At 68.9% G+C, this 20,883-nt stretch carries 19 protein-coding genes and 1 tRNA gene; 15 read left to right on the top strand and 5 right to left on the bottom strand.

The window, feature by feature from the left end:
* The first annotated feature begins 99 nt into the window (after window positions 1-99).
* The 9 genes from PUT80_RS27545 to PUT80_RS27505 all read left to right on the top strand — a co-directional run bounded on the left by PUT80_RS27545 (window position 100) and on the right by PUT80_RS27505 (window position 7,939).
* The gene (locus tag PUT80_RS27545; protein WP_037808095.1) at window positions 100-1,221 is read left to right on the top strand and encodes an acyl-CoA dehydrogenase family protein; all 1,122 of its coding nucleotides are present in this window, start codon (window positions 100-102) and stop codon (window positions 1,219-1,221) included.
* A gap of 32 nt (window positions 1,222-1,253) precedes the next feature.
* Window positions 1,254-1,634 carry a hypothetical protein gene (locus PUT80_RS27540; RefSeq protein WP_037808097.1) on the top strand — a complete coding sequence of 127 codons (381 nt, stop codon included), beginning with the start codon at window positions 1,254-1,256 and terminating at the stop codon, window positions 1,632-1,634.
* A gap of 13 nt (window positions 1,635-1,647) precedes the next feature.
* Complete coding sequence (locus PUT80_RS27535) at window positions 1,648-2,919, top strand: aromatic ring-hydroxylating dioxygenase subunit alpha (protein WP_037808099.1); 1,272 nt, start codon at window positions 1,648-1,650, stop codon at window positions 2,917-2,919.
* Window positions 2,912-3,415, top strand: coding sequence for an aromatic-ring-hydroxylating dioxygenase subunit beta (locus PUT80_RS27530; RefSeq protein ID WP_037808101.1), 504 nt, complete (start codon window positions 2,912-2,914; stop codon window positions 3,413-3,415). The genes PUT80_RS27535 and PUT80_RS27530 overlap by 8 nt, the downstream gene beginning before the upstream one ends.
* A complete protein-coding gene (locus PUT80_RS27525) occupies window positions 3,412-4,155 on the top strand; it encodes an SDR family NAD(P)-dependent oxidoreductase (RefSeq protein ID WP_037808102.1) in 744 nt (247 codons plus the stop codon). The genes PUT80_RS27530 and PUT80_RS27525 overlap by 4 nt, the downstream gene beginning before the upstream one ends.
* 21 nt (window positions 4,156-4,176) lie before the next feature.
* Complete coding sequence (locus PUT80_RS27520) at window positions 4,177-5,133, top strand: PDR/VanB family oxidoreductase (RefSeq protein WP_037808104.1); 957 nt, start codon at window positions 4,177-4,179, stop codon at window positions 5,131-5,133.
* 180 nt (window positions 5,134-5,313) lie between these two features.
* Window positions 5,314-6,639 (top strand): MFS transporter, encoded by a 1,326-nt coding sequence (locus tag PUT80_RS27515; RefSeq protein WP_037808106.1) that lies wholly within the window; start codon window positions 5,314-5,316, stop codon window positions 6,637-6,639.
* Window positions 6,640-6,682: 43 nt separating this feature from the next.
* Window positions 6,683-7,252 carry an XRE family transcriptional regulator gene (locus PUT80_RS27510; protein WP_037808109.1) on the top strand — a complete coding sequence of 190 codons (570 nt, stop codon included), beginning with the start codon at window positions 6,683-6,685 and terminating at the stop codon, window positions 7,250-7,252.
* A 72-nt stretch (window positions 7,253-7,324) separates the two neighbouring features.
* Window positions 7,325-7,939, top strand: a complete 615-nt coding sequence (locus PUT80_RS27505; RefSeq protein WP_037808111.1) for a DUF4190 domain-containing protein — start codon at window positions 7,325-7,327, stop codon at window positions 7,937-7,939.
* A gap of 44 nt (window positions 7,940-7,983) precedes the next feature.
* Here PUT80_RS27505 and PUT80_RS27500 read toward each other — a convergent pair whose 3' ends face one another.
* From PUT80_RS27500 to PUT80_RS27485, 4 genes are read right to left on the bottom strand one after another with little or no spacing between them, the layout of a single operon-like run.
* On the bottom strand, window positions 7,984-8,559 hold the full coding sequence (locus PUT80_RS27500; protein WP_275293972.1) for an SRPBCC family protein: 576 nt from the start codon (window positions 8,557-8,559) through the stop codon (window positions 7,984-7,986).
* Between the two features lie 29 nt (window positions 8,560-8,588).
* Window positions 8,589-10,928: a xanthine dehydrogenase family protein molybdopterin-binding subunit gene (locus PUT80_RS27495; protein ID WP_275293971.1), complete on the bottom strand. Its 2,340-nt coding sequence runs from the start codon at window positions 10,926-10,928 to the stop codon at window positions 8,589-8,591.
* Window positions 10,928-11,452, bottom strand: coding sequence for a (2Fe-2S)-binding protein (locus PUT80_RS27490; protein WP_275293970.1), 525 nt, complete (start codon window positions 11,450-11,452; stop codon window positions 10,928-10,930). Before PUT80_RS27490 ends, PUT80_RS27495 begins: the two co-directional genes overlap by 1 nt.
* Window positions 11,449-12,315 (bottom strand): xanthine dehydrogenase family protein subunit M, encoded by an 867-nt coding sequence (locus PUT80_RS27485; protein WP_275293969.1) that lies wholly within the window; start codon window positions 12,313-12,315, stop codon window positions 11,449-11,451. The genes PUT80_RS27490 and PUT80_RS27485 overlap by 4 nt, the downstream gene beginning before the upstream one ends.
* 225 nt (window positions 12,316-12,540) lie before the next feature.
* On the opposite strand from PUT80_RS27485, the gene PUT80_RS27480 reads away from it, so the two are divergent.
* Both PUT80_RS27480 and PUT80_RS27475 read left to right on the top strand, forming a co-directional pair.
* Complete coding sequence (locus PUT80_RS27480; protein ID WP_275293968.1) at window positions 12,541-13,671, top strand: TetR family transcriptional regulator; 1,131 nt, start codon at window positions 12,541-12,543, stop codon at window positions 13,669-13,671.
* Between the two features lie 109 nt (window positions 13,672-13,780).
* Window positions 13,781-14,059 (top strand): hypothetical protein, encoded by a 279-nt coding sequence (locus tag PUT80_RS27475; protein ID WP_037808121.1) that lies wholly within the window; start codon window positions 13,781-13,783, stop codon window positions 14,057-14,059.
* Between the two features lie 221 nt (window positions 14,060-14,280).
* Here PUT80_RS27475 and PUT80_RS27470 read toward each other — a convergent pair.
* Window positions 14,281-14,356 (bottom strand) — tRNA-Thr (locus PUT80_RS27470).
* A 209-nt stretch (window positions 14,357-14,565) separates the two neighbouring features.
* Between PUT80_RS27470 and PUT80_RS27465 the strand changes: the two genes are divergently transcribed.
* The 4 genes from PUT80_RS27465 (at window position 14,566) to PUT80_RS27450 (ending at window position 20,847) form a co-directional block, all read left to right on the top strand.
* Window positions 14,566-16,071, top strand: a complete 1,506-nt coding sequence (locus PUT80_RS27465) for a threonine/serine exporter family protein (RefSeq protein ID WP_134661950.1) — start codon at window positions 14,566-14,568, stop codon at window positions 16,069-16,071.
* 84 nt (window positions 16,072-16,155) lie between these two features.
* A complete protein-coding gene (locus PUT80_RS27460) occupies window positions 16,156-17,607 on the top strand; it encodes a trehalose-6-phosphate synthase (RefSeq protein ID WP_037808125.1) in 1,452 nt (483 codons plus the stop codon).
* Window positions 17,608-17,648: 41 nt separating this feature from the next.
* The gene (otsB, locus tag PUT80_RS27455; protein WP_275293967.1) at window positions 17,649-20,183 is read left to right on the top strand and encodes a trehalose-phosphatase; all 2,535 of its coding nucleotides are present in this window, start codon (window positions 17,649-17,651) and stop codon (window positions 20,181-20,183) included.
* Window positions 20,184-20,313: 130 nt separating this feature from the next.
* On the top strand, window positions 20,314-20,847 hold the full coding sequence (locus PUT80_RS27450; RefSeq protein WP_037808127.1) for a hypothetical protein: 534 nt from the start codon (window positions 20,314-20,316) through the stop codon (window positions 20,845-20,847).
* The last annotated feature ends 36 nt before the right edge of the window (window positions 20,848-20,883 follow it).

Here is a 20,883-nt window from a genome sequence, read left to right as displayed (position 1 = left end):
TGAAGAAATCCCCTACGCCCGCTCAGGCACTACCAATTCCCGCGCGGCGGCGTCCTTCGTACCGTCGGACCGACCGCACCGGCATTCTGAGGAGCAGCGATGAGCGAAGTCACCATGGAGGAGGTGCTCGCCGAGCTCGCCACGCGCAAGGACGAGTTCCAGCAGCAGCGCTACGTGTCGCGCGACTTCATCGACCGGCTCAAGCAGGTCGGCGTCTACCGGGCCAGCACGCCCGCGAAGTTCGGCGGCAACCCGCTCCCGCCCGCCGAATTCCTCCGCCTGATCGAGCGGATTTCCACAGTGGACGGTTCGACCGGCTGGGTCGCCAGCTTCGGCTCGTCGCTGATCTACCTCGCCGCGCTCCCGCTCGACACCCAGGCCGAGCTGTACAAAAACGGTCCGGACGTCGCGTTCGCCGGCGGGCTTTTCCCGGTCCAGCCCGCCCCGGCGACCGAAACCGGCTTCCGCGTGGACGGCCGGTGGAAGTTCGCCAGCGGCTGCATGGGCGCGGACATCCTCGGCGTCGGCATCCCCGGCGACGAATCGACCGGCGGGAAACCGCGCACCGCGCTGCTGCGGCCCGACCAGGTCGAGATCGTGCAGGAATGGGACGTCGTCGGCATGCGCGGCACCGGTTCGTTCGACCTGGTCGTGCGCGACGTCGAGGTCCCGCGCGAGTGGACGTTCATCCGCGGCGGCGCGCCCACCGTCGACGAGCCGCTCTACCGGTACCCCACAATCGCTTACGCCGCGCAGGTTCTCGCCATCGTCGGCGCGGGCGTCGCACGGGCCGCGCTCGACCACGCCCGTGAGGTCGGCGCTGGATACACCGGCGTCACCGGCGCGCCGAAGCTCGCCGACCGCGGCTACTACCGCACCGGGTACGCCGACGCCGAGGCCGCGCTGCGGTCCGCCCGCGCCTGGTTCTACGAGGTCAGCCACGAGGTCTGGGACACCGTCGTTTCCGGCGACGAGGCCACCGACGAACAGAACGCCCAGTTGCGGCTTTCGTCCGCGCACTTGGCGAAGACGGCGTCCGAGGTGGTATCGAAGCTCGTCGAGATTTCCGGCACCGCGCCGATCTACTCGACGCACCCGCTGCGTGGACTTCAGGGCGACGCACTGGTACCCAAGCAGCATGCGTTCCTGGGCCCGGCCATCCACGACGCCGCCGGCGCGGTTCTCATGGGACAGCCGCCGACCAGCCCCGGATTCCGCTGACCAGCCACCACCACGACGAGGAGTCTCCGACTGTGAGCACGCAGCCCCTGCGGGTGCTTTTCTGCATCGGCATCAACCAGAACTTCTTCGACCTGCCCGCCGACGGCATCACCATCGGCGACGTCTGGCAGTCCTTCGTGTCCATGATGGACCAGCTGAAAGCGTTGCCGGGCATCACGTTCATCGGCGACATCGACGACGACGCGCACATGGTCGGCCCGTCTGACGGCTGGCCGTGGACCTGCTACATCCTCGCCGACGCCGACAGCCAGGAAACCGTCAAGGCCGGCTGCAACCTGCTGCGCACCACGGAGGTCGGCAGCAATGGCGTCAAGCTGTGGCGCTTCGCCAAGATCGAAGCCCGGATCGGCCGTCCGCTGACCGTCCGCGAAGACGTCGACCTGCCCGACTGAAATCGGAGACCTCATGACTGAGAACACCGTTGTTCCCGCCGATTTCGCGGAGAGCGACCGCGTAGCCGCCCGGCTTTACACGGACCCGGAAATCTTCGAACGCGAGATGACGCAGATCTTCGAACGTTCGTGGGTGTGGGTCGCGCACGAAAGCGAATTGGCGCAGCCGGGGAACTTCAAATCCACTTACGTCGGCCGTCAGCCGGTCATCGTGACGCGGGATCGCAAGGGCACCCTGCACACGATGCTCAACCGCTGCCGCCACCGCGGCGCGAGCCTGTGCGAGAAGCCGAGCGGCAAGGCCAACGGCTTCACCTGCCCGTACCACGCCTGGAGCTACGGCCTCGACGGCAAGCTGCGCGGCATCCCCTACCCGGACGGCTACGAAGGCGTGCTGGAAAAGGGCGAACTGTCGCTGAAGAAACTGCGCACCGAATCCTACGGCGGCATGGTTTTCGCGACCTTCGCCGAGGACGGCGAGTCCCTTGAGGACTTCCTGGGCGACGCGAAACTGTGGATCGACCGGTTCATGAAGCAGGGCGGCGGCTACCCGATCAAGGTGCTGGGCAAGCACCAGTTCAAGTTCCGCGGCAACTGGAAGATCCAGCTGGAAAACACCACCGACGGTTACCACTTCCCGATCGTGCACCGGTCGTGGATGGCTTCGGTGGACGCGGAAACCGCCGACATGATGTCGTTCATGACCGATCCGTCGGCGATCACGCATTCGCTCGGCAACGGGCACAGCGTCATGCAGATGGTGCCGGAGCACTCCGATCTGGACGTCGACGACGGCACCGAGCCGCTGCAGGGCCGGTTCGACCACGTCGTGTCCGAACTGTCGAAGACGCTGGACGAGGCGCAGGTGCGCAAGGTGGTCCGGGCCATGCACGGCACCGGGTTCAACCTCAACCTGTTCCCGAACGTCTCGATGTCCGCGGCGTTTTTCCGCGTGCTGCGGCCGATTTCGGTCAACGAGACGCTGATCGAGCACGTCGCGATCGGTCCCGACGGACCGCCGGAGCTGGACGTGGTCAACCGCGAACGGCTGCGCATCCACGAACACTTCCAGGGCCCGTTCGGGTTCGGCACGCCCGACGACGCCGAGGGCTGGGACCGCGTGCAGCGCGGGGCGCACGGCGGCCCGGACCTGCCGATCCTGGTCAACCGCGGGCTCGCGCGGGAAAAGGCGAGCCCCGAAGGCTGGCCGACCTCGCACGTCACCGACGAAACCGGCATGCGCGCCGCGTACGCCCAGTGGAAGGAGATGATGGGCGATGACTGAGACCATCCCCACCACCGACACGCGGGTCGCGCGCGCCGTCGAGCTGGTCAACCGCGAAGCGGAACTGCTGGACCGCACCGAATACCACGAGTGGGAAAAGCTGTTCGCCGAAGACGGGATTTACGTCATCCCGATCGACCGGGAAACCGATGATTTCGCCGGTTCGCTGAACATGGTCTACGACGACGCGCGGATGCGGCAGATGCGCGTCGCGCGGATGACCGAGGGCTACGCGCTCGCCGCCGTCGACTCCGCCCGCACCGTGCGCACGGTGTCGCGTTTCGTGCCGGAATCTGTTTCGGACGAAGAAGTCGTGCTGCGTTCAGCCCAGATCCTGGTCGCCTACAAGCGCGGCAACCACGACCTGTGGGCGGCGGATCTGGTGCACCGCATCCGGTTCTCGCCAGACGGTCCCGAAGGCGACCGGATCGCATTGAAGGTCGTCCGGCTGGTCAACAGCGACGAAGCCGTTCCGGCCGCGGGATTCCTGCTGTGAGCGCGCAAACGGAGCCGCACGTCGCGGTAGTCACGGGTGGCGCGAACGGCCTCGGCGAAGCGATCGTGCGGCAGTTGCACGCCGAGGGCTACCGCGTCGCGATCGTGGACATCAACGGTGAAGCGGCCGAAAAGCTGGCCGCGTCCCTTGGCAACTGCCGCGGCTACGAGGTCGACGTACGGGATCGAGCGGCGCTCGCGCAGCTGAAGGACGACGTCGTCCGCGATTTCGGCAGCGTGCAGGTGCTGGTCAACAACGCGGCCCGCACCCAGGCAGCCCCGCTGATGGAGATCACGCCGGAAGACCTCGACGCGGTCCTCGCGGTCAACTTCACCGGCACGTTCACCGCCTGCCAGATCTTCGGCGCGTACTTCGCCGAGCAGGGTTACGGGCGGATCGTGAACATGGCGTCGCTGGCAGGCCAGAACGGCGGCACCGCGACCGGCGGGCACTACGCGTCGTCCAAGGGCGCGATCATGTCCGCGACGAAGGTGTTCGCGCGCGAACTCGCCTCGCGCGGGGTCACCGTGAACTCCGTGTCCCCGGGGCCGCTGGACAGCCCGATGGTGCATTCGATCGTCGGCGAGGACAACCTCGAGGCCTTCACGAAGAACATCCCCGTCGGACGGCTCGGCGACCCGGCGTTCATCGCACGGATGGTGTCGCTGCTCGCCTCGCCCGGCGCGGCCTCGGTCACCGGGGCCTGCTGGGACGCCAACGGCGGCCTTTACCTGCGCTGAACCGCTTGAAACGGAGAGCCGATGCCGAACACCGTGGTCCGCGTGGCCGAGGTCGTCGAGGAAGCGCCTGGAATCCGGGCGCTCCGCCTCGTGCGCGCCGACGGTCTGCCGTTCGACCCGCATCCCGCCGGTGCGCACGTCGACGTCACCGGTCCGACCGGGATCCTGCGCCAGTATTCGCTGTGCGGGCGGCCGGACGACACGTCCTCGCTGCTGATCGCGGTGAAGCGGGAGCCGGATTCGCGCGGTGGTTCCGAGGCGCTGCACACCGTCGCGGAGAACGACAAGCTCGAGATCGGCGAAACCCGGAACCTGCTCTCGCTGGCTCCGGACGCCGAGCGGCACGTGCTGATCGCGGGCGGCATCGGCATCACTCCGTTGCTGAGCCTGGCTTATCAGCTGCACGCGGACGGTGCGGAATTCGAACTGCACTACTTCGCGCGCAGCCGGGAGTCAGCGGCTTTTGTTTCCCTGCTTGAGGAACAGGCTGAATTCCGGGACCGGGTGCTGCTGTATTTCGGGGTACCGCGCGACGAACAGCCCGCCGTGCTTACCGAAGTGGCCTCCGGGCTTGGTTCCGCTGGGCACGTGTACACCTGCGGCCCGGAAGGGTTCATGGAGCAGGTCACCGGCGTGTTCGCGCCGGTGGTCGGCGAAACGCAGGTACACGTCGAACATTTCACCGCGGCCGAGGTCGACACGAGCGGCGACCAGCCGTTCACCGTCGAACTCGACACCGGCGAGGTATTCGAGATCCCGGCCGACCGGTCGATCCTGTCGGTGCTGACCGACAACGGGATCGAGGTGTTCAAATCGTGCGAGGAAGGCATCTGCGGTTCGTGCGTTTCCGGGGTGCTGGAAGGCACGCCGGAGCACCGCGACCAGTGTCTTTCGGCCAGCGACAAGGCTTCCGGCGACCAGATGGCGCTGTGCGTGTCGCGGGCGCGCTCCGAAAAACTGGTGATCGAACTGTACTGAGCCGAGCGGCCGGAATCCTCGCGATTCCGGCCGTCTTGTCTATTAATTGATCGATTTTATTTATCAATCCGCCGCAAATCGGACTTTGCCTCCTTCGTCACGCTTTCCCTAAGCTGTGTCCACCGTTTCCCCACCACCGGACACTCCGCGCATTCCGCGCGAGACGACGAAAGGCCTGCTATGGCCAAGCGCGACGAAGCGCACTCTCCCGGCGTGCTGCGGCTCGGATTCGCCGCCGGCGTCGGCACTTCCCTGGAAATGTACGACTTCTCGATCTACGGCACCGCGGCGGCACTGGTGTTCGGATCGGTGTTCTTCAAAACCGGCAACGCCTGGTTCGGCACCTTCATGAGCCTCGCGACCTTCGCCATCGGTTTCGTGATGGCCCCGCTCGGCGCGGCGCTTTTCGGCTGGATCGGCGACCGCCGAGGCCGTCGCACCGCGCTGTACGCCGCGTTTCTGCTGATGGGTATCGCGACGCTGGGCATGGGCGTTCTCCCGCCGTACGCGGTGATCGGCATCGCCGCACCGCTGCTGCTCGTCGGACTGCGCCTGCTGCACGGCGCCGCCCGCGGCGGGGAAAGCGCCGGTGCGGCCGTATTCGCCGTTGAGCACGCGCCCGAAAAACGGCGCGGCCTCTACGGTTCCTTCGTCGCACTGGGCTCACCGATCGGTGTCGTGCTGGCGAACCTGGCCTTCGCGCTGGTTCTCCTGCTTCCCAACGACGACATCATGAACTGGGGCTGGCGTCTCCCGTTCCTCGCCGGCGGCATCGTGCTGGCGATTGGCATCTGGGTCCGCCGCGGCGTTTCGGAAAGCCCGGAATTCGAGAAAATGGCCGCCGCGGAAACGCGTGCGAAAAAGCCGCTCGCCGACGTCCTCCGCTCGAATTGGCGGCGACTGCTGCTGATCGCCGGCGCGAACCTCGGTCTCACCGCCTGCACTTTCGCGCTCGTCACGTTCATGCTGTCCTACGCGACCGCCGCCGCCCCGGAAGGTCTCGGCCTCCCGCGTGCGCCGATCGTCACCATTTCGACGATCACGCTGCTGTGCCACGCCGCCGCGAATGTCGGATCCGCCTGGCTGTCCGACCGGATCGGCCGCAAACCGGTGATGGTGACCGGCGCGGTCCTGTCGATCATCGCCGCTCTCGTGATGTTCCCGATCGCGTCGGCGGGCACCATCAGTTCGGTATTCGTCGCGCTGCTCTTGGGTTTCGCCGCCACCGGAATCCTTTTCGGACCGATGTACACGTGGTTCGCCGAACTGTTCCCGCGCGAGCAGCGCCAGTCCGGCCTCGGCGTGGGCTACCACGTCGGCGCGGTGCTGGGCGGCGGTCTCTCCCCGATGATCGCCAACCGCATCGTCGCGGCGACCGGCGACGCCCTCGCGGTCGGCTATTACCTGGCCGCGCTGCTCGTGCTGAGCCTGGTCTGCCTGCTGATCCTCCCGGAAACCGCCCCCGCGCGGCGTGCCGCGAAACCGGCTCCCGAATTGGTCGGCTGACCTGAACGCGCCCCAGTCTCGCCACTTCCGCGAGACTGGGGTCATGCGTGAGATCGACGAAGTCCTGGACGCGGTCGGCCCGCGGTTGCGCACCCTGCGCACCCGGCGCGGCATCACCCTGGCCGACCTGTCAGCGGAGACCGGCATCTCGGAAAGCACCCTGTCCCGCCTGGAAAACGGCCAGCGCCGGGCGAACCTGGAACTGCTGCTGCCGCTCTCGCGCGCCTACGACGTGCCGATCGACGACCTGGTGGGCGCGCCCCGCGCCGGCGACCCGCGTGTCCACCTGCGCCCGATCCACCAGCACGGGATGACCTACGTACCGCTGACCCGGCGACCGGGCGGCGTGCACGCGTACAAAATGCTCATCCCCGGCCGCTCCGCCGAACCCGCGCTGAAAACACACAGCGGTTACGAATGGCTGTACGTCCTCAACGGGCATCTCCGCCTGATCGTGGGCGCGAAGGACCTGACCGTCCCGCCCGGCGAGGCAGCGGAGTTCGACACGACGGAACCCCATTGGCTCGGCTCCGCCGACGGAGGCGCGGTCGAGCTGCTGATCCTCTTCGGACTCCAAGGCGAGCGAGTGCATGTGGAGCCGCGCATGAATTGATATCAGACATCACGTAACACTCGGGGCGATCAGTGCGACCTGGTTGTGCACGTTCGATCACGAAAGGCTCTCATGTCCGCCCCTGATTATCCTCCGCCGCCCGCTCCCTACCCGGCCCCGCCCGCCCAGCCGAAGAATGGGCTCGGCACCGCCGGGTTCGTGCTCGGACTGATCGGCCTGATCTTCTCGTTCGTCCCGGTCGTCGGGCTCGTGGCGTGGCCGCTGGTGATCCTCGGGATCATTTTCTCGGCACTCGGCTTCGTCCGGACGCGGTCCGGAAAGGCCACGAACAAGGGCCTCTCGATCGCCGGTCTCGTGCTGTCGGTGATCGGCCTGGCGATCTGCATCGTGTGGACCGTGACGGCCGCCAAGGTGGTCAACGAGGTCAACAACGAAGCGAACCGCGTGGTGACGATCCACTACGAGGTCACCGGCACCGCGAAGGAAGCCTCGATCACCTACACCACCATCGGCGACGGCAACGCGTCCTCCAACCAGGACCAGCCGCAGACCCTGCCGTGGTCGAAAGACATCACCACGAAGGGCCTGTTCAAGGGCGGCAGCCTGTCGGTGACCACCGGCGCCGAGGGCGGAGAGGTGGCCTGCAAGGTCGTCGTGGACGGCAAGGAAGCCAAGACGGCAAAGGCATCGGGCAACTTCGCGACCGCCACCTGCGACGGCTTCTGATCGGCGCGGAGAAGGGCTCGTCGGGCCCTTCTCCGCACCAGCAGCTATCGACGACGCAACAGGCGAACCACAATCGCCACAGCCACGAGCGCCGCGGCTGGCAAGGCGGCTTTCTTCAGCAGCACCGGCACGACCGCGGCCCCGAGGTCGACGGCTTCCGGTTCGTCCGGGGAGGAACCCGGGTCGGCCAAAGCTTCCGCGAGCCGGGCGGTGAACTGCTGGACGATCCGGTCGCTCACTTCGGCGAGGATCCCGCGGCCGAACTGCGCGGGACGGCCGGTGAGCGCGAGTTCGGTGCGCACCCGCACCAGGGTCCCGGCCGGATCCGCGGCGAGCACGGCCGTGACCGTCGCGGCGGCGGTGCCGGTGCCCCGGCTTTCGCGGCCCTCGCGGTCGAGCACCACGGTCCGGGCGGCTTCGTCGCGGTTGACGGTGCCCGAGCCCTGATAGCTCATCTGGACCGCACCGACCTTGACCTTGACCCGTCCGGAGAACGACTCCCCGTCCAGCCGGTCGAGGACCGCGCCGGGCAGGCACGGCGCGACCCGCTCGAGGTCGAGGAACAGCTCCCACGCCGCGTCCGGGGCAGCGGGAACGGTGAAAGAGTGGTCGAGGCGCATCGCGTTCTTTCCGTTTCGTGAGTGCGGGTTCAGACGGACCGCAGCAGGTCGCGGACCCGGCTCGGCGAGAGCGGGCCGCGGCGGACCACCACGCCGTGCGGGCGCAGGGCGTCCTCGATCGCGTTCGCGAGAACCGCTTGCGGCGCGATCGCACCGCCCTCGCCCAGTCCTTTGACGCCGAGGTCGTTCATCGGGCTCGGGGTGTGCAGTTCGTCGAGGTCGAGATCCGGGATCTCGGACGACGTCGGGACGAGGTAGTCCAGGTACGTGGCGGTGCGCGGCTGGCCGTCCGGCCCGTAGATCATCTCCTCGTAGAGCGCGCCCGCGATGCCCTGCGCGATCCCGCCGGTCACCTGGCCCGCGGCGATCAGCGGGTTCACGATGACACCGGCGTCGTGCACGACGACGTACTTCCGGATCTCCACCACGCCGGTGCGCTCGTCGACCTCGACGACGGCCGCGTGCGCCCCGCTGGACACGGCGAATCCCGGCGGGCGGAAGTGCACGGTTTCGGACAGCTCGGCACCGGGGCCGTCGTCGGACAGCGGGGCGCCCGAGACCAGTTCGGCGAGCGTCAGCGACGGTCCGGAGGGGGTCCCTCGCACGGTGAACACGCCGTCTGCCAGGTCGAGATCAGCCGCGTCGACCTCCAGCCTGCGGGCCGCGGCGGCGATTGCCTTCCCCCGCACGAGCAGTCCGGCACGGTGCGTGGCGTTGCCCGCGTTGACCAGCGCACGGCTGGCGATAGTGCCGACCCCGAACGCCGTAGCGGCGGTGTCGCCGCCGACGACGTCGACCTGCCGCGGCGAGACTCCGAGCGCGTCCGCGGCGATCTGCGCCATGGCCGTGCGGTGGCCCTGGCCCTGCGACGGGGTGCCGATCGCCAGCTTCACCCGGCCACTGGGCGCGAGGTCGATCCGGGCGGTCTCGAACGGGCCGAGGCCGGTGGCCTCGATGTAGAGCGCGAATCCGACGCCGACGCGTTTCCCTTCCACCGCACCCGATTCCTGCCGGGCCCGGATCGCGGGCAGATCGACCCTCGCCACAGCGCGGCGAAGCAACTCGGGGAAGTCCCCGGAGTCGTAGACCTGCGGCTGGCCGGACCGGTCGACCAGCCCGGTCCGGTACGGCATTTCGCCGGGCCTTACGAGGTTCCGCGCGCGCAGCTCAGCGGGTTCGAGTCCGAGCGCGGCGGCGAGCCGGTCCATCGCGCGCTCCATCGCGAACACCGCTTCGGGCCTCCCGGCCCCGCGGTACGGCGTCGAGAACGTCGTGTTCGTGAGCACCCCGGTCACGTCGATCGCGACGTTCGGCACGCGGTACGGGCCGAGCAGGTGGCACAGCGAGTTGTACGGCACCACGAGGCCGGTCATGTTGTAAGCGCCGAAATTGACCGTGATCCGGTCGCGCACGCCGAGGAGCCGTCCGTCCGCGTCGGCCGCCAGTTCGATGCGATGGATCTGCTCGCGGGCGTGCGACGACGCGACGAGGTTCTCCGTGCGGTCCTCGCGCCAGCGCACCGGCCTGCCGAGGCATCGCGCGGCGTGCGGGACGATCAGCTCTTCGACATACAGGATTCCTTTCTGCCCGAACCCGCCGCCGACGTCGACGGCGAGCACTCGGACGGCTTCGGCGTCGAGCCCGAGCGTGCGCGCGATCGAATCGCGAAGCCGGTGCGGTGTCTGGGTTCCGGACCAGACGGTCAGCTCACCGCGATACGGGTCCACGTTCGCGGCGACGGCACGGGTCTCGATCGGAGAGGCAACGTACCGGTGTGCGTGGAATTCCTCGCTGATCACGGTGTGAGCGTCACGAAACGCCGCGTCCGGTTCGCCGACGCGGGCCGTCACAGCGACCGCGGTGTTGTCCTGAAGGTCTTCGTGGATCAACGGCGCCTCGGGTTTCAACGCCTCTTCCGGATCGACTACCACCGGCAGCGATGCGTATCGCACGTCGATCAACTCGAGCGCGTCCTCTGCCAGGTAACGGTTTTCGGCGAAGACGACGGCGACCGGCTGACCTACGTAAGCGACCTTCTCGCGGGCGAGCAGCGGCATCGGCGTTATCCGCACTGTCGGATCGACGGTCTCCGCGAGACCGGCCGGGATGCGCAATTCTTCGCGGTTGAGCAAGGGGGCGAGGTCCGCCAGGTCTTCTCCGGTCCAGACGGCGGTGACGCCAGGTGCCGCGAGCGCGGCCGACACATCCACGGAAACCAGGCGCGCGTGCGCTTCGGGGCTGCGGAGGAACGCCGCCTCCAACGCGTGCGGCAGGGCGAGATCGTCGACGTATCGGCCTTGCCCGCGCAGCAGCCGGTCGTCCTCGACGCGAGCCATCGGGCGGCCGATCCAGCCGGATTTTCCCGTCATCAGGCGGATTCCTCTCCGAATTGCGCGTCAAGCGCCTGCGCCACGGCACGACGGATGTTGCGGTAGCCGGTGCATCGGCACAGATGCCCGCTGAGCGCGTCGGCGACCTCGGCTTCGGTGGGCCGGTGCTCGGCCGACGCGAGTGCGGTCGTGGTCATGAGGAGTCCGGAAGTGCAGTAACCGCACTGCATTCCGTGGCATTCGTGATAGGCGCGCTGCACGGCCGTGAGCGGCGCGTCGCCCGGCGCGAGACTTTCGACAGTCCGGATGTCCGCACCTTCGCACTGCACGGCGAACGTCAGGCACGCGCGCACTGGTGCGCCGTCGACGAGGACAGTGCACGAGCCGCAGACCCCGTGTTCGCAGCCGGCGTGGGTACCGGTCAGGCCCAGCCGATCGCGCAGGAAGTCGGAAAGCAGAAGCCTGGATTCCACTTGCGCGGCAACGACTTCCCCGTTCACGGTCAGGCGGACGGCGTGCCATGCGGACGGTTCGGTCAGCGGCGGGTTGGCAGGTGTGTTCATCGGGTGCGCTCCCAAGCGATGGTGGTGGCGCGGGTCAGCAAGTGGGCGGCGGCTTCACGGCGGTACTCGGCGCTCGCGTGCACATCTCCGGCCGGTTCCAGCTGGCTGTGGACGACACGCGCGGCCGCTGCCAGGTCATCGGCGTCGAGCGCAGTTCCGGTGAAGGCGGCTTCGGCGGGCAGCAGCCGGACCGGCACCGGTCCCGCACCACAAAACACAACCCGTGCTCCGGCGACAGAATCGGCGGCGCGATCGAGCACGACACCCACACCGATGGTGGCGAAATCACCGTGCCGCCGCGCCAGTTCCTCGAACGCCCAGCCTCGTCCGGGAGGTTGCGCGGGAAAAACGACCTCGGTGAGCAATTCGTCGTCGGCGAGCGCGGTCTGAAACGTGGCGACGAAAAACTCGGCCGCGGGCACCGTGCGGGTCCCGGATGGCCCGGCGAGCACGAACGACGCGTCCAGCGCGATCGCGACGGCCGGGAGTTCCGCGGCCGGATCGTGGTGGGCCAGACTGCCGCACACCGTCCCGCGCTGACGGATCTGCGGATGCCCGATGCGGTCGATCGCGGTTGCGAGCAACGGCCAGCCACGCCGGACGACCGGGTCGGCCGCGACCGCCGACTGCCGGGCCGCGGCACCGATCCGCAGCTCCCCTTCGCCGCCGACCGCGCACCGGGCGAGACCGGCGATCCGGGTGATGTCCACCAGCACCTCGGGCCGGGCCAGCCGCATCGACAGCATGGGCACGAGCGATTGGCCCCCGGCGAGCACCTTGGCCTCGCGGTCCCCGTCGGCCAGAAGCGCGACGGCCTCCGCGACGGTGGCAGGAGCGGCGTAATCGAAGGGGCTCGGTTTCATGCTGACCCTCTCCGGTCCAGTTCGTTGAGCTCTAAGATAGTTACACCAAAGATTTACTACCGCAAGGATCATCCGCAGATTTCCTTGCCGCAGCCGCCGTGCCAGATCGCCGCAGACCACTGCAATATTCGCCCCCACCTGCCATATATCCACCCCTACCGCTGCCCGAACACTCTCCCCGTGATCATGAACAGTCGTTCAAACTCCACCGATTAAGATGACCGCATGAGCGCCGACGACGCCCCGCCGCCCCAGGGCGAGACCGCGGGCCGCCGCGGTCGCCCCCAAGATCCGGAAGGCAACCGTCGCGCGGTGCTGGACGCCGCGCGCAGGCTGTTCGCCGCACGCGGCTACGAGGGAACGTCGATCCGAGAGGTCGCGGGCGAAGCCGGGGTGACAGCGGGCTCGGTGATGGCGTACTTCGGCTCGAAGGACGGCTTGTTCCGCGAAATCGTCGGCGGGAGCACGGGCATCACCGTCGACATCGTCGCGGCAGCCGCGGACGGCCCGGCCCGGCTGTCGCACGCGCTGGCCAACGCCTACCTCGAACGCTGGGACCGCACGCCGGCCGAACCCCCCTGGGCCGCGCTGATCCGCTCGGCAGTCACCCACGAAGCGAGCGCTGAGCAATTGCGCGCGATCCTCGACGAACAAGTCACCGAACCGCTGGCCGAACTGCTGGCCGACGCGCCAGACGCACGAGAGCGAATCGCGCTTGTCCGCAGCGTGCTGTTCGGCGTGGTCATGGAGCGATACCTGTTCGCACACGAGCCAGCCCACTCGGTGCCGAGCGCGACATTCGCGCCTTACTTCGCCGAAGCGATGTCCGCGGCCCTGGACAGCGCGCACCCGCCGGCCGCGGACACCGTCGACCGCCTCCCGGACGAATGGCGGACCGAAACCCCCGGACAGGACGTGTCCGCGTTCGCCGTTTTCGGCAGGCTGCACCGATGTTCAGCGCTGTACCGGGCTTCGGTGAGCCGGATCGCGGAGGAACACGGGATCACCATGGCGGCGTTCGACGTCCTGACCGCACTGCGACGGGCAGGCGCGCCGTATCGCCGCACCGTGGGTGAGATCGCGGAATCGGCGCTCGTGAGTCCGAGCGGCGTGACCCTGCGCGCAGACAAGCTGGAGGAGGCAGGCCTGGTAGTCCGCGAACGAGACGGCAAGGACCGCCGGGTCGTCCACCTCCGCCTGACCGAATCCGGCCGGGCACTGATCGACCGCGTGGCGCGCGAGCATTTCCCGCGGGAGAACGAACTTCTCGGCCAAGTGGGCAGCGCGGAACGGACTGCGTTGTCGAGACTGCTGGGACTCCTGGAACAATCCCTCTCCTCGGCGGATCCGGCCTGATCCAGGATCTGGTACCGCGAAATGGGCTCGAAACTGGCTCTGGCTGGCACCAGATGGATCTCGCACAGTGGGAGGAAGCACTAAGCGAACCCACCCCAGCGAGGCAGTCATGTCGGCCCAGATCCTCCCGCTGAACCACCGCGAGCGAGCCACTCTCACCGCCGTCGGCCTCGGCCGCGCCGAAATGACCTGCAGCTGCGAACCCGACCTCTACATCGACGGCGTCCCCTGCTGCGACCAATTCACCGCCCACCGCCTCGCCCGGTTCGCCTTGGTGGTCCCCCTGCGCGCAGGCCGCCGCGGCGAGCGCGTTCCGGCCCTCCTCACCGAGGCCGGTCGAGCCGCGATCGATTTGCCTGCGACGGACATCCCGCGGTCCGCTGCCTGAACCAGCAGCCTCGACGCAAATGGGTCTTCGCGAACCTGGGGCCGGGTGAAGGAAACCGGCTCAACCAAGGCGCGATGCCTGATTCCGGTCGTCGGCAAGACTGCCGCACCGGCGGCCATTCCGGCCCGCCCGAGACGGACGGCGCGAATCGCTTCGTCGCGCCCGCTCGGGCTTGCCTCAGCGCGTTAAGATCAACTCGGGCGGCCCGAAGGCTGCTTTCCTGGAGCCGGCAAGGGGGTTCGAACCCCTGACCTTCTGTTTACAAGACAGATGCTCTACCAACTGAGCTATACCGGCACGCACCCGGCGACGGGCGCGCCAAAAGTATATCGGGCCGCTTCCGCCGCAGCCGGACAACCCGCCCTAACTCCCAGGTCAGCACCGGAAATCGGCAAGATCCAACCCCATGCGGCACGATCGGTGGCAGGTGTGTCGGACACCACTGCAACAGCTGGGGCGGTACGGCCGATGGTCCCCGGGAACGAACGAGGAGGTGGGGATCGATCATGAAGATCAACGAGCGTGCCGGCCAGGGGGCTGCGCGCAGACGGTGGCCGATTCTCGAGCCTCCGCACCCGCGCTCCAGCCAGCGGCATCGGCCGAATCTGCTGCGCCGGCGCGCTTGGCACATTCTCGAGGCTCCGACCGCCGAACAGCCCGCGGTCGAGTCCGAGGAGGCGATCGGTCCCAAGCCGCCGGACGACGCGACCGTCAACTTCGTCCTGGATCTCACGCTGCGGATCGGCGAAGTGCAGATGGCCAGCGGCGCCGGGGCTTCCGACGTCACCGCGACCATTCTCGCGCTCACCTCCGCGCTCGGGCTGCCGCACTGCGAGGTCGACGTCATCTTCACGTCGATCACCGTCACCTGTCACCGGGGGACCGACCTCGCGCCGGTGACCGCGTTGCGAGTGGTCCGTTCGCGCAGTCTCGACTACACCCGGCTGACCGAGACCGAGGCGCTCGTGCGCCAGATCGTCCGCGGCAACACCGGGGCGGAGGAAGCGGTCACCGAACTGGACCGGATCACCTCCGCGCCGCACCCGTACGCGCGCTGGACCGCGACCGCCGCCTGGGGCGGGCTGGCCGGGTTCATCACGCTGCTGCTCGGCGGGGGCCTCGACATCGCGCTCGTCGCGATGGTCATCTCCGCCGCGGTCGACCGGATCGGCAGGCTGCTCAACAAGGTCAACCTGCCCTTCTTCTTCCAGCAGGTGGTCGGCGGGCTGTTCGCGACGCTGTCGGCGATGGTCATAGTCAGCAGCAACATCCTGACCACCGACCGGCCGACGCTGGTGGTCGCGGCGGCGGTCACCGTGCTGCTGTCCGGGCTCTCCACGGTTTCCGCGGTGCAGGACGGGATCACCGGGTACTACGTCACCGCGTCCGGCCGCACGATGGAAACCGCGTTGATGAGTGCCGGGCTGATCGCGGGCGTCGTGCTCGCGCTGCGGCTCGCGGTGATGCTCGAACTGCCGCGCACGCCGCTGCCCGACGTCCCCGCCTCGACCGCGCAGCACTTGCCGATCATCGTCGTCGGCGGGGCCGGCGCGGCCGCCTGCTTCGCGCTCGCCTCGTACTCGAAGCTGCGCGCGATGCTCGTCGCCGCCGCGGCGGGTGCGATCGGTGCGCTCGTGTACGGCGCGTTGATCATCGCGACGCTCGACGCGGTGAGCGCTTCGGCGGTCGCGGCGACGCTCGTCGGGTTTTGCGGCGGCGTGATGGCGCGGCGGCTGAAAGTTACTCCGCTCGTGGTCGCCGTGTCCGGGATCACTCCGCTGCTCCCCGGTCTCTCCACCTATCGTGGTCTATACCAATTAGCGGTTTCGCCAGGCGGGAACATCTCGACCCTGATGACCGCGGTCGCCATCGGGCTCGCCCTCGCGGCGGGCGTTGTACTGGGCGAATACCTCGCCCAGCCGGTCCGCACCGGCCTCGGCAGGCTCGAGCGGAAGCTCTCCGGACCCCGGCTCGCCGGGCCGATGGAACCGACCGAACGGCGTTTGGAGTAACCAGTTGGTCACCGGCCGGTCACTCCTCGCGCGCTAGGGTTTCTCTTGGGGCCGCGACCCGCCGAGGACGAGGGAGCAGCTGGAGTGACTGACGCGATTGCCGACCGGAACAGCGGACCGTCCGCGGATTTCGTCGTGGTGGCCAACCGGCTGCCCGTCGACCTCGAACGGACCGCGGACGGGGAACAACGCTGGACCGCCAGCCCGGGCGGACTCGTTTCGGCACTCGAACCGTTCCTTCGCTCCCGCAAGGGCGCGTGGGTCGGCTGGCCGGGGGTGCCGGACGTCGACGTGGACGAATTCGACGACGACGGGCTCGTCCTGCACCCGGTGTCGCTCAGCTCGGCCGAGGTCCGCGACTACTACGAGGGCTTCTCCAACGCCACGCTCTGGCCGCTGTACCACGACGTCGTCGAACGGCCGGTCTTCGACCGGTCGTGGTGGGACAGCTACGTGAAGGTCAACCGCCGCTTCGCCGAGGCCAGCGCCGCCGTCGCCGCGCAGGGGGCGACCGTGTGGATCCAGGACTACCAGCTGCAACTGGTGCCCCGGATGCTCCGCGAGCTGCGGCCCGACCTGCGCATCGGCTTCTTCCTGCACATCCCGTTCCCGCCGGTCGAGCTGTTCATGCAGCTGCCGTGGCGCGCGGAGATCGTGCGCGGCCTGATCGGCGCGGACCTGATCGGCTTCCACCGGCCCGGCGGCGCGCAGAACTTCCTGTGGCTGGCCCGGCAGCTGGTCGGCCTCGAACCCACCCGCGGCGCGGTCGGCGTCCGGTCCCGGCCGGGCATGGTGCAGGTCGGCGACCGCACGGTGCGCGTCGGCGCGTTCCCGATCTCCATCGACGCGGCCGGCCTCGACTCGCTCGCCCGCAGCAAGGGCGTCGTCGAGCGGACCAAGCAGATCCGCCGCGACCTCGGCAACCCGAAGACGGTGCTGCTCGGCGTCGACCGGCTCGACTACACCAAGGGCATCGACCTGCGGCTGCAGGCCCTGCACGAGCTGCTGCACGAGGGCCGTCTCGAACCCGGCGACGTCACGTTCGTGCAGCTGGCCACCCCGAGCCGCGAACGCGTCGAGCACTACCAGCGGATGCGCGGCGAGATCGAGCAGATGGTCGGCCGGATCAACGGCGAGTTCGCCCGCGTCGGCCACCCGGTCGTGCACTATTTGCACCAATCCGTGAACCGCACCGAGCTGGCCGCCTTCTTCTCCGCGGCCGACGTCATGGTGGTGACTCCGCTGCGCGACGGGATGAATCTCGTCTGCAAGGAGTACGTCGCGTGCCGCCCCGATCTCGGCGGCGCGCTGGTGCTCAGCGAGTTCGCCGGCGCCGCGGCCGAATTGACCAGCGCTTTCCTCGTCAACCCGCACGATCTGGACGGGGTGAAGAACGCGTTGGAGGCTGCCATTACGCTCGACCCCGCCGAGGGCCGACGCAGGATGCGCGCCATGCGTCGCCAGGTCCTCACCCACGACGTCGACCGGTGGGCGCGTTCGTTCCTCCAGGCGCTGGGTGCCGAACCGGCCGACTGACCCCCTCCCCCGTACCGCGCTGGACCTCCTGAGGAGGAGTGTTGACCGCCGAGGCGTTGCCCGCGGAGCTACGGCGCGCGATCGTGCAGATCGCCCGTACCCCGCGCCTGCTGGTCGCCTGCGACTACGACGGCACGTTGGCCCCCATCACCGCGAACCCGGACGAGGCGCGGCCGCTGCCCGAGTCCGTCGGCGCGTTGAGATCGCTCGCCGGCCTGCACGAAACGACCACCGCCGTGATCTCCGGCCGGGCTCTTCGGGATCTCGCGACGCTGTCGCGGCTGCCGTCCGAGGTCAACCTGGTCGGCAGCCACGGGTCCGAGTTCGACATCGGCTTCATCCACGCGCTCGACGAGGACGCGAAGGCGTTGCACCGGCGGCTCGAACACGAGCTGGAACAGCTGGTGCTCGACGTGCCCGGGGTGTCGCTCGAGGTCAAGCCGGCGAGCATCGCGGTGCACGTGCGCCGCGCCGAGCACAACGCGGGCCGGCGCGTCCTCTCGGCCGTGCACGAAGGCCCGTCGAAGTGGGAAGGCGTCACGACCACCGACGGCAAGGAAGTCGTCGAGCTGGCGGTCGTGAAGACCGACAAGGGCAACGCGCTGGACACCCTGCGCCACCAGGTCGGGGCCACCGCGGCGGTGTTCCTCGGCGACGACGTCACCGACGAGAAGGCGTTCGCCCGGCTGGCCGGTCCGGACCTCGGCATCAAGGTCGGCGACGGCGAATCGCTCGCCGAGTACCACGTGCCCGACACCGTCGATGTCGCGATGGTGCTCGCGTTCCTCCTGGAAGAGCGGCGCAACTGGCTCTACGGAGAGTCCGCGCCGCCGATCGAGCGGCTGTCGCTGCTCGCCAACGAGCGCTCGGTCGCGCTGGTGACGCCGGACGCGAAGCTGACCTGGCTGTGCCACCCCGGCCCGGACGCCCCCGCGGTGTTCGCCGACCTGCTCGGCGGTCCCGGGGCCGGGCACTTCTCGATCAAACCGCACCGCAACGGGCTCCCGCTCGGCCAGCGGTACCTGCCGAACACGATGACGGTCGAGACGCGCTGGTCGCGGCTGCTCGTCACGGACTATCTCGAACCGGAAAGCCCCGGGCACCGCACCGACCTCGTGCGCGTGATCTCCGGCGAGGCGGTGGCGCAGGTCGTGTTCGCGCCGCGGCCGGAATTCGGCGGCGTGCCGGTGCGGCTGGTCGCCGAGGCCGAGGGCCTGCGCGTGCTGGGCACGTCGGAGCCTTTCGTGCTGCGCTCGCCGGGCGTCGAATGGTCGATCGCCTCCGACGGCCTGCAGGACACCGCGACCGCGCTCGTCCAGCCGACGCCGGAGCAGCCGGTGGTGCTCGAATTGCGCTGCGGCACCACGGATCTCGCCGCGCACGAACTGTCCGAAGTGGACCGCCGGGACCGGGCGGGCCGGTACTGGAGCGACTGGGCGGCGAAGCTCAAGCTGCCGACTGTGCAGACCGAACTGGTGCGCCGCTCCGCGCTGACCCTGCGCGGTCTGGTCAACACCGACACCGGCGGCGTGCTGGCCGCCGCGACGTCGTCGCTGCCGGAGGAGATCGGCGGGGTCCGCAACTGGGACTACCGCTACTGCTGGATCCGCGACGCCGCGATGACAGTCCGCGAACTGGTGCACCTCGGTTCGCACGAGGAGGCCGAGGGCTACCTGAAGTGGCTGCACGGCGTGCTCGCCACGCTGGCCGGCCCGGAGCGGCTGCACCCGCTGTACACGCTGGCCGGAAGCGTCATCGGCGCGGAGGCGGTCATCGAGTCGCTGCCCGGGTACGCCGGTTCGCGGCCGGTGCGCGTCGGCAACCTCGCCAACCACCAGGTGCAGCTCGACGTGTTCGGCCCGGTCGTGGAACTGGTCGCGACGCTGGCGGAGGTGCGCGGCGAACTGCGCGACGAGGACTGGCAGATGGTGCGCGCGATGGCCGAGGCCGTCACGCGGCGCTGGAACGAGCCGGACCACGGGATCTGGGAAGAGCGGCACGTGCCGCGGCACCGGGTGTACTCGCGGGTGATGTGCTGGGTGACCATCGACCGCGCGGTGCGGCTCGGCGACGAGTACGGCCGCGACGTCCCCGGTGCCTGGCCCACGCTGCGCGACCAGATCAAGGCCGACGTGCTCGAGCACGGCTGGAACGAAGAGGTGCAGGCTTTCACCACCGCCTACGACGGCACCGACCTCGACGCGGCGTCCCTGTTCGTGGGCCTCACCGGGCTCATCGACCCGGCGGACGACCGGTTCCAGAAGACCGTGACGGCGATCGAAGCCGAACTGCGCAGCGGTTCCACGGTGTACCGCTACCGGCGCGACGACGGCCTTCCCGGCGGCGAGGGCGGCTTCCACATCTGCGCGGCCTGGCTGATCGAGGCGTACCTGTGCACCGGACGGCGCAACGAGGCCGAGGAGCTGTTCGCGCAGATCGTCGACGCAGCGGGCCCGACCGGGCTGCTGCCCGAGCAGTTCGACCCGGTCGCGGAGCGCTCGCTCGGCAACCACCCGCAGGCGTACTCGCACATCGGCCTCATCCGGTGCGCGAATCTCCTTGCCGAGAAGGCTTGATCAGGCAAGCCCGTTAGCACGCCTCGGTGACAAGTGCCGTGAAGGCCGCCTTGCCGGAATCGCATTCCGTTAAGGTGGTCTTCACGAGCATTTGCACGTTCGTTCGGGTTGCCGGCGCGGAGGTGATGCGGTGAAGCAGTACTACGGGCAGCAGTCCGCGGAGTACGCCCCGCTGCCGCCGTTGTTCGCCGCCCGGGTGCGCGTCGCGTCCGTGGTCATCGGGGTTTCGCTGGCGATCGGCACGCTGCTCGTTTTCGGCATCACCGCGCTCGTGAACCGTCCGCTGCACGGGCACAGCCTGCCGCGCGGGCTGCTCGGTCTCGCCGCGCTGCTGCTGCCGATGTTGTCCGTGCTCGCTATCGCCGTGGTCGTCCTGTCCGCACGCCGCTGCCTGCAGGGCGACTACCTGGTGACCGCCAGGGCCCGCGGCACGCGCGCGACGCTGACCGCCTGTTTCACCGTGCTGTCGATCAGCTGCCTGATCGCGCTCGGGGTGTCCGCGCTGGTGGATCTCTGGGGCAACCACGGCAAGCTCGGCCTGCCCGAACTGCTCGCGACCTTCGCGAATTTCGCCATCGGCCTGATCGGCTACAGCGCCGGGCTTTGGTTCGTCCGGCCGTCGGTGAGCACACTGGAGAAGTTCAGCGACCATCCCATCTGGTGAGGCCGTGAACGCTCGCCCGCGCCGCGGGCAAGAGTG

It is taken from the genome of Amycolatopsis sp. La24 (assembly GCF_029087445.1).
Classification (GTDB): domain Bacteria; phylum Actinomycetota; class Actinomycetes; order Mycobacteriales; family Pseudonocardiaceae; genus Amycolatopsis; species Amycolatopsis nivea.
This window is presented reverse-complemented; position numbering and strand designations above follow the sequence as displayed.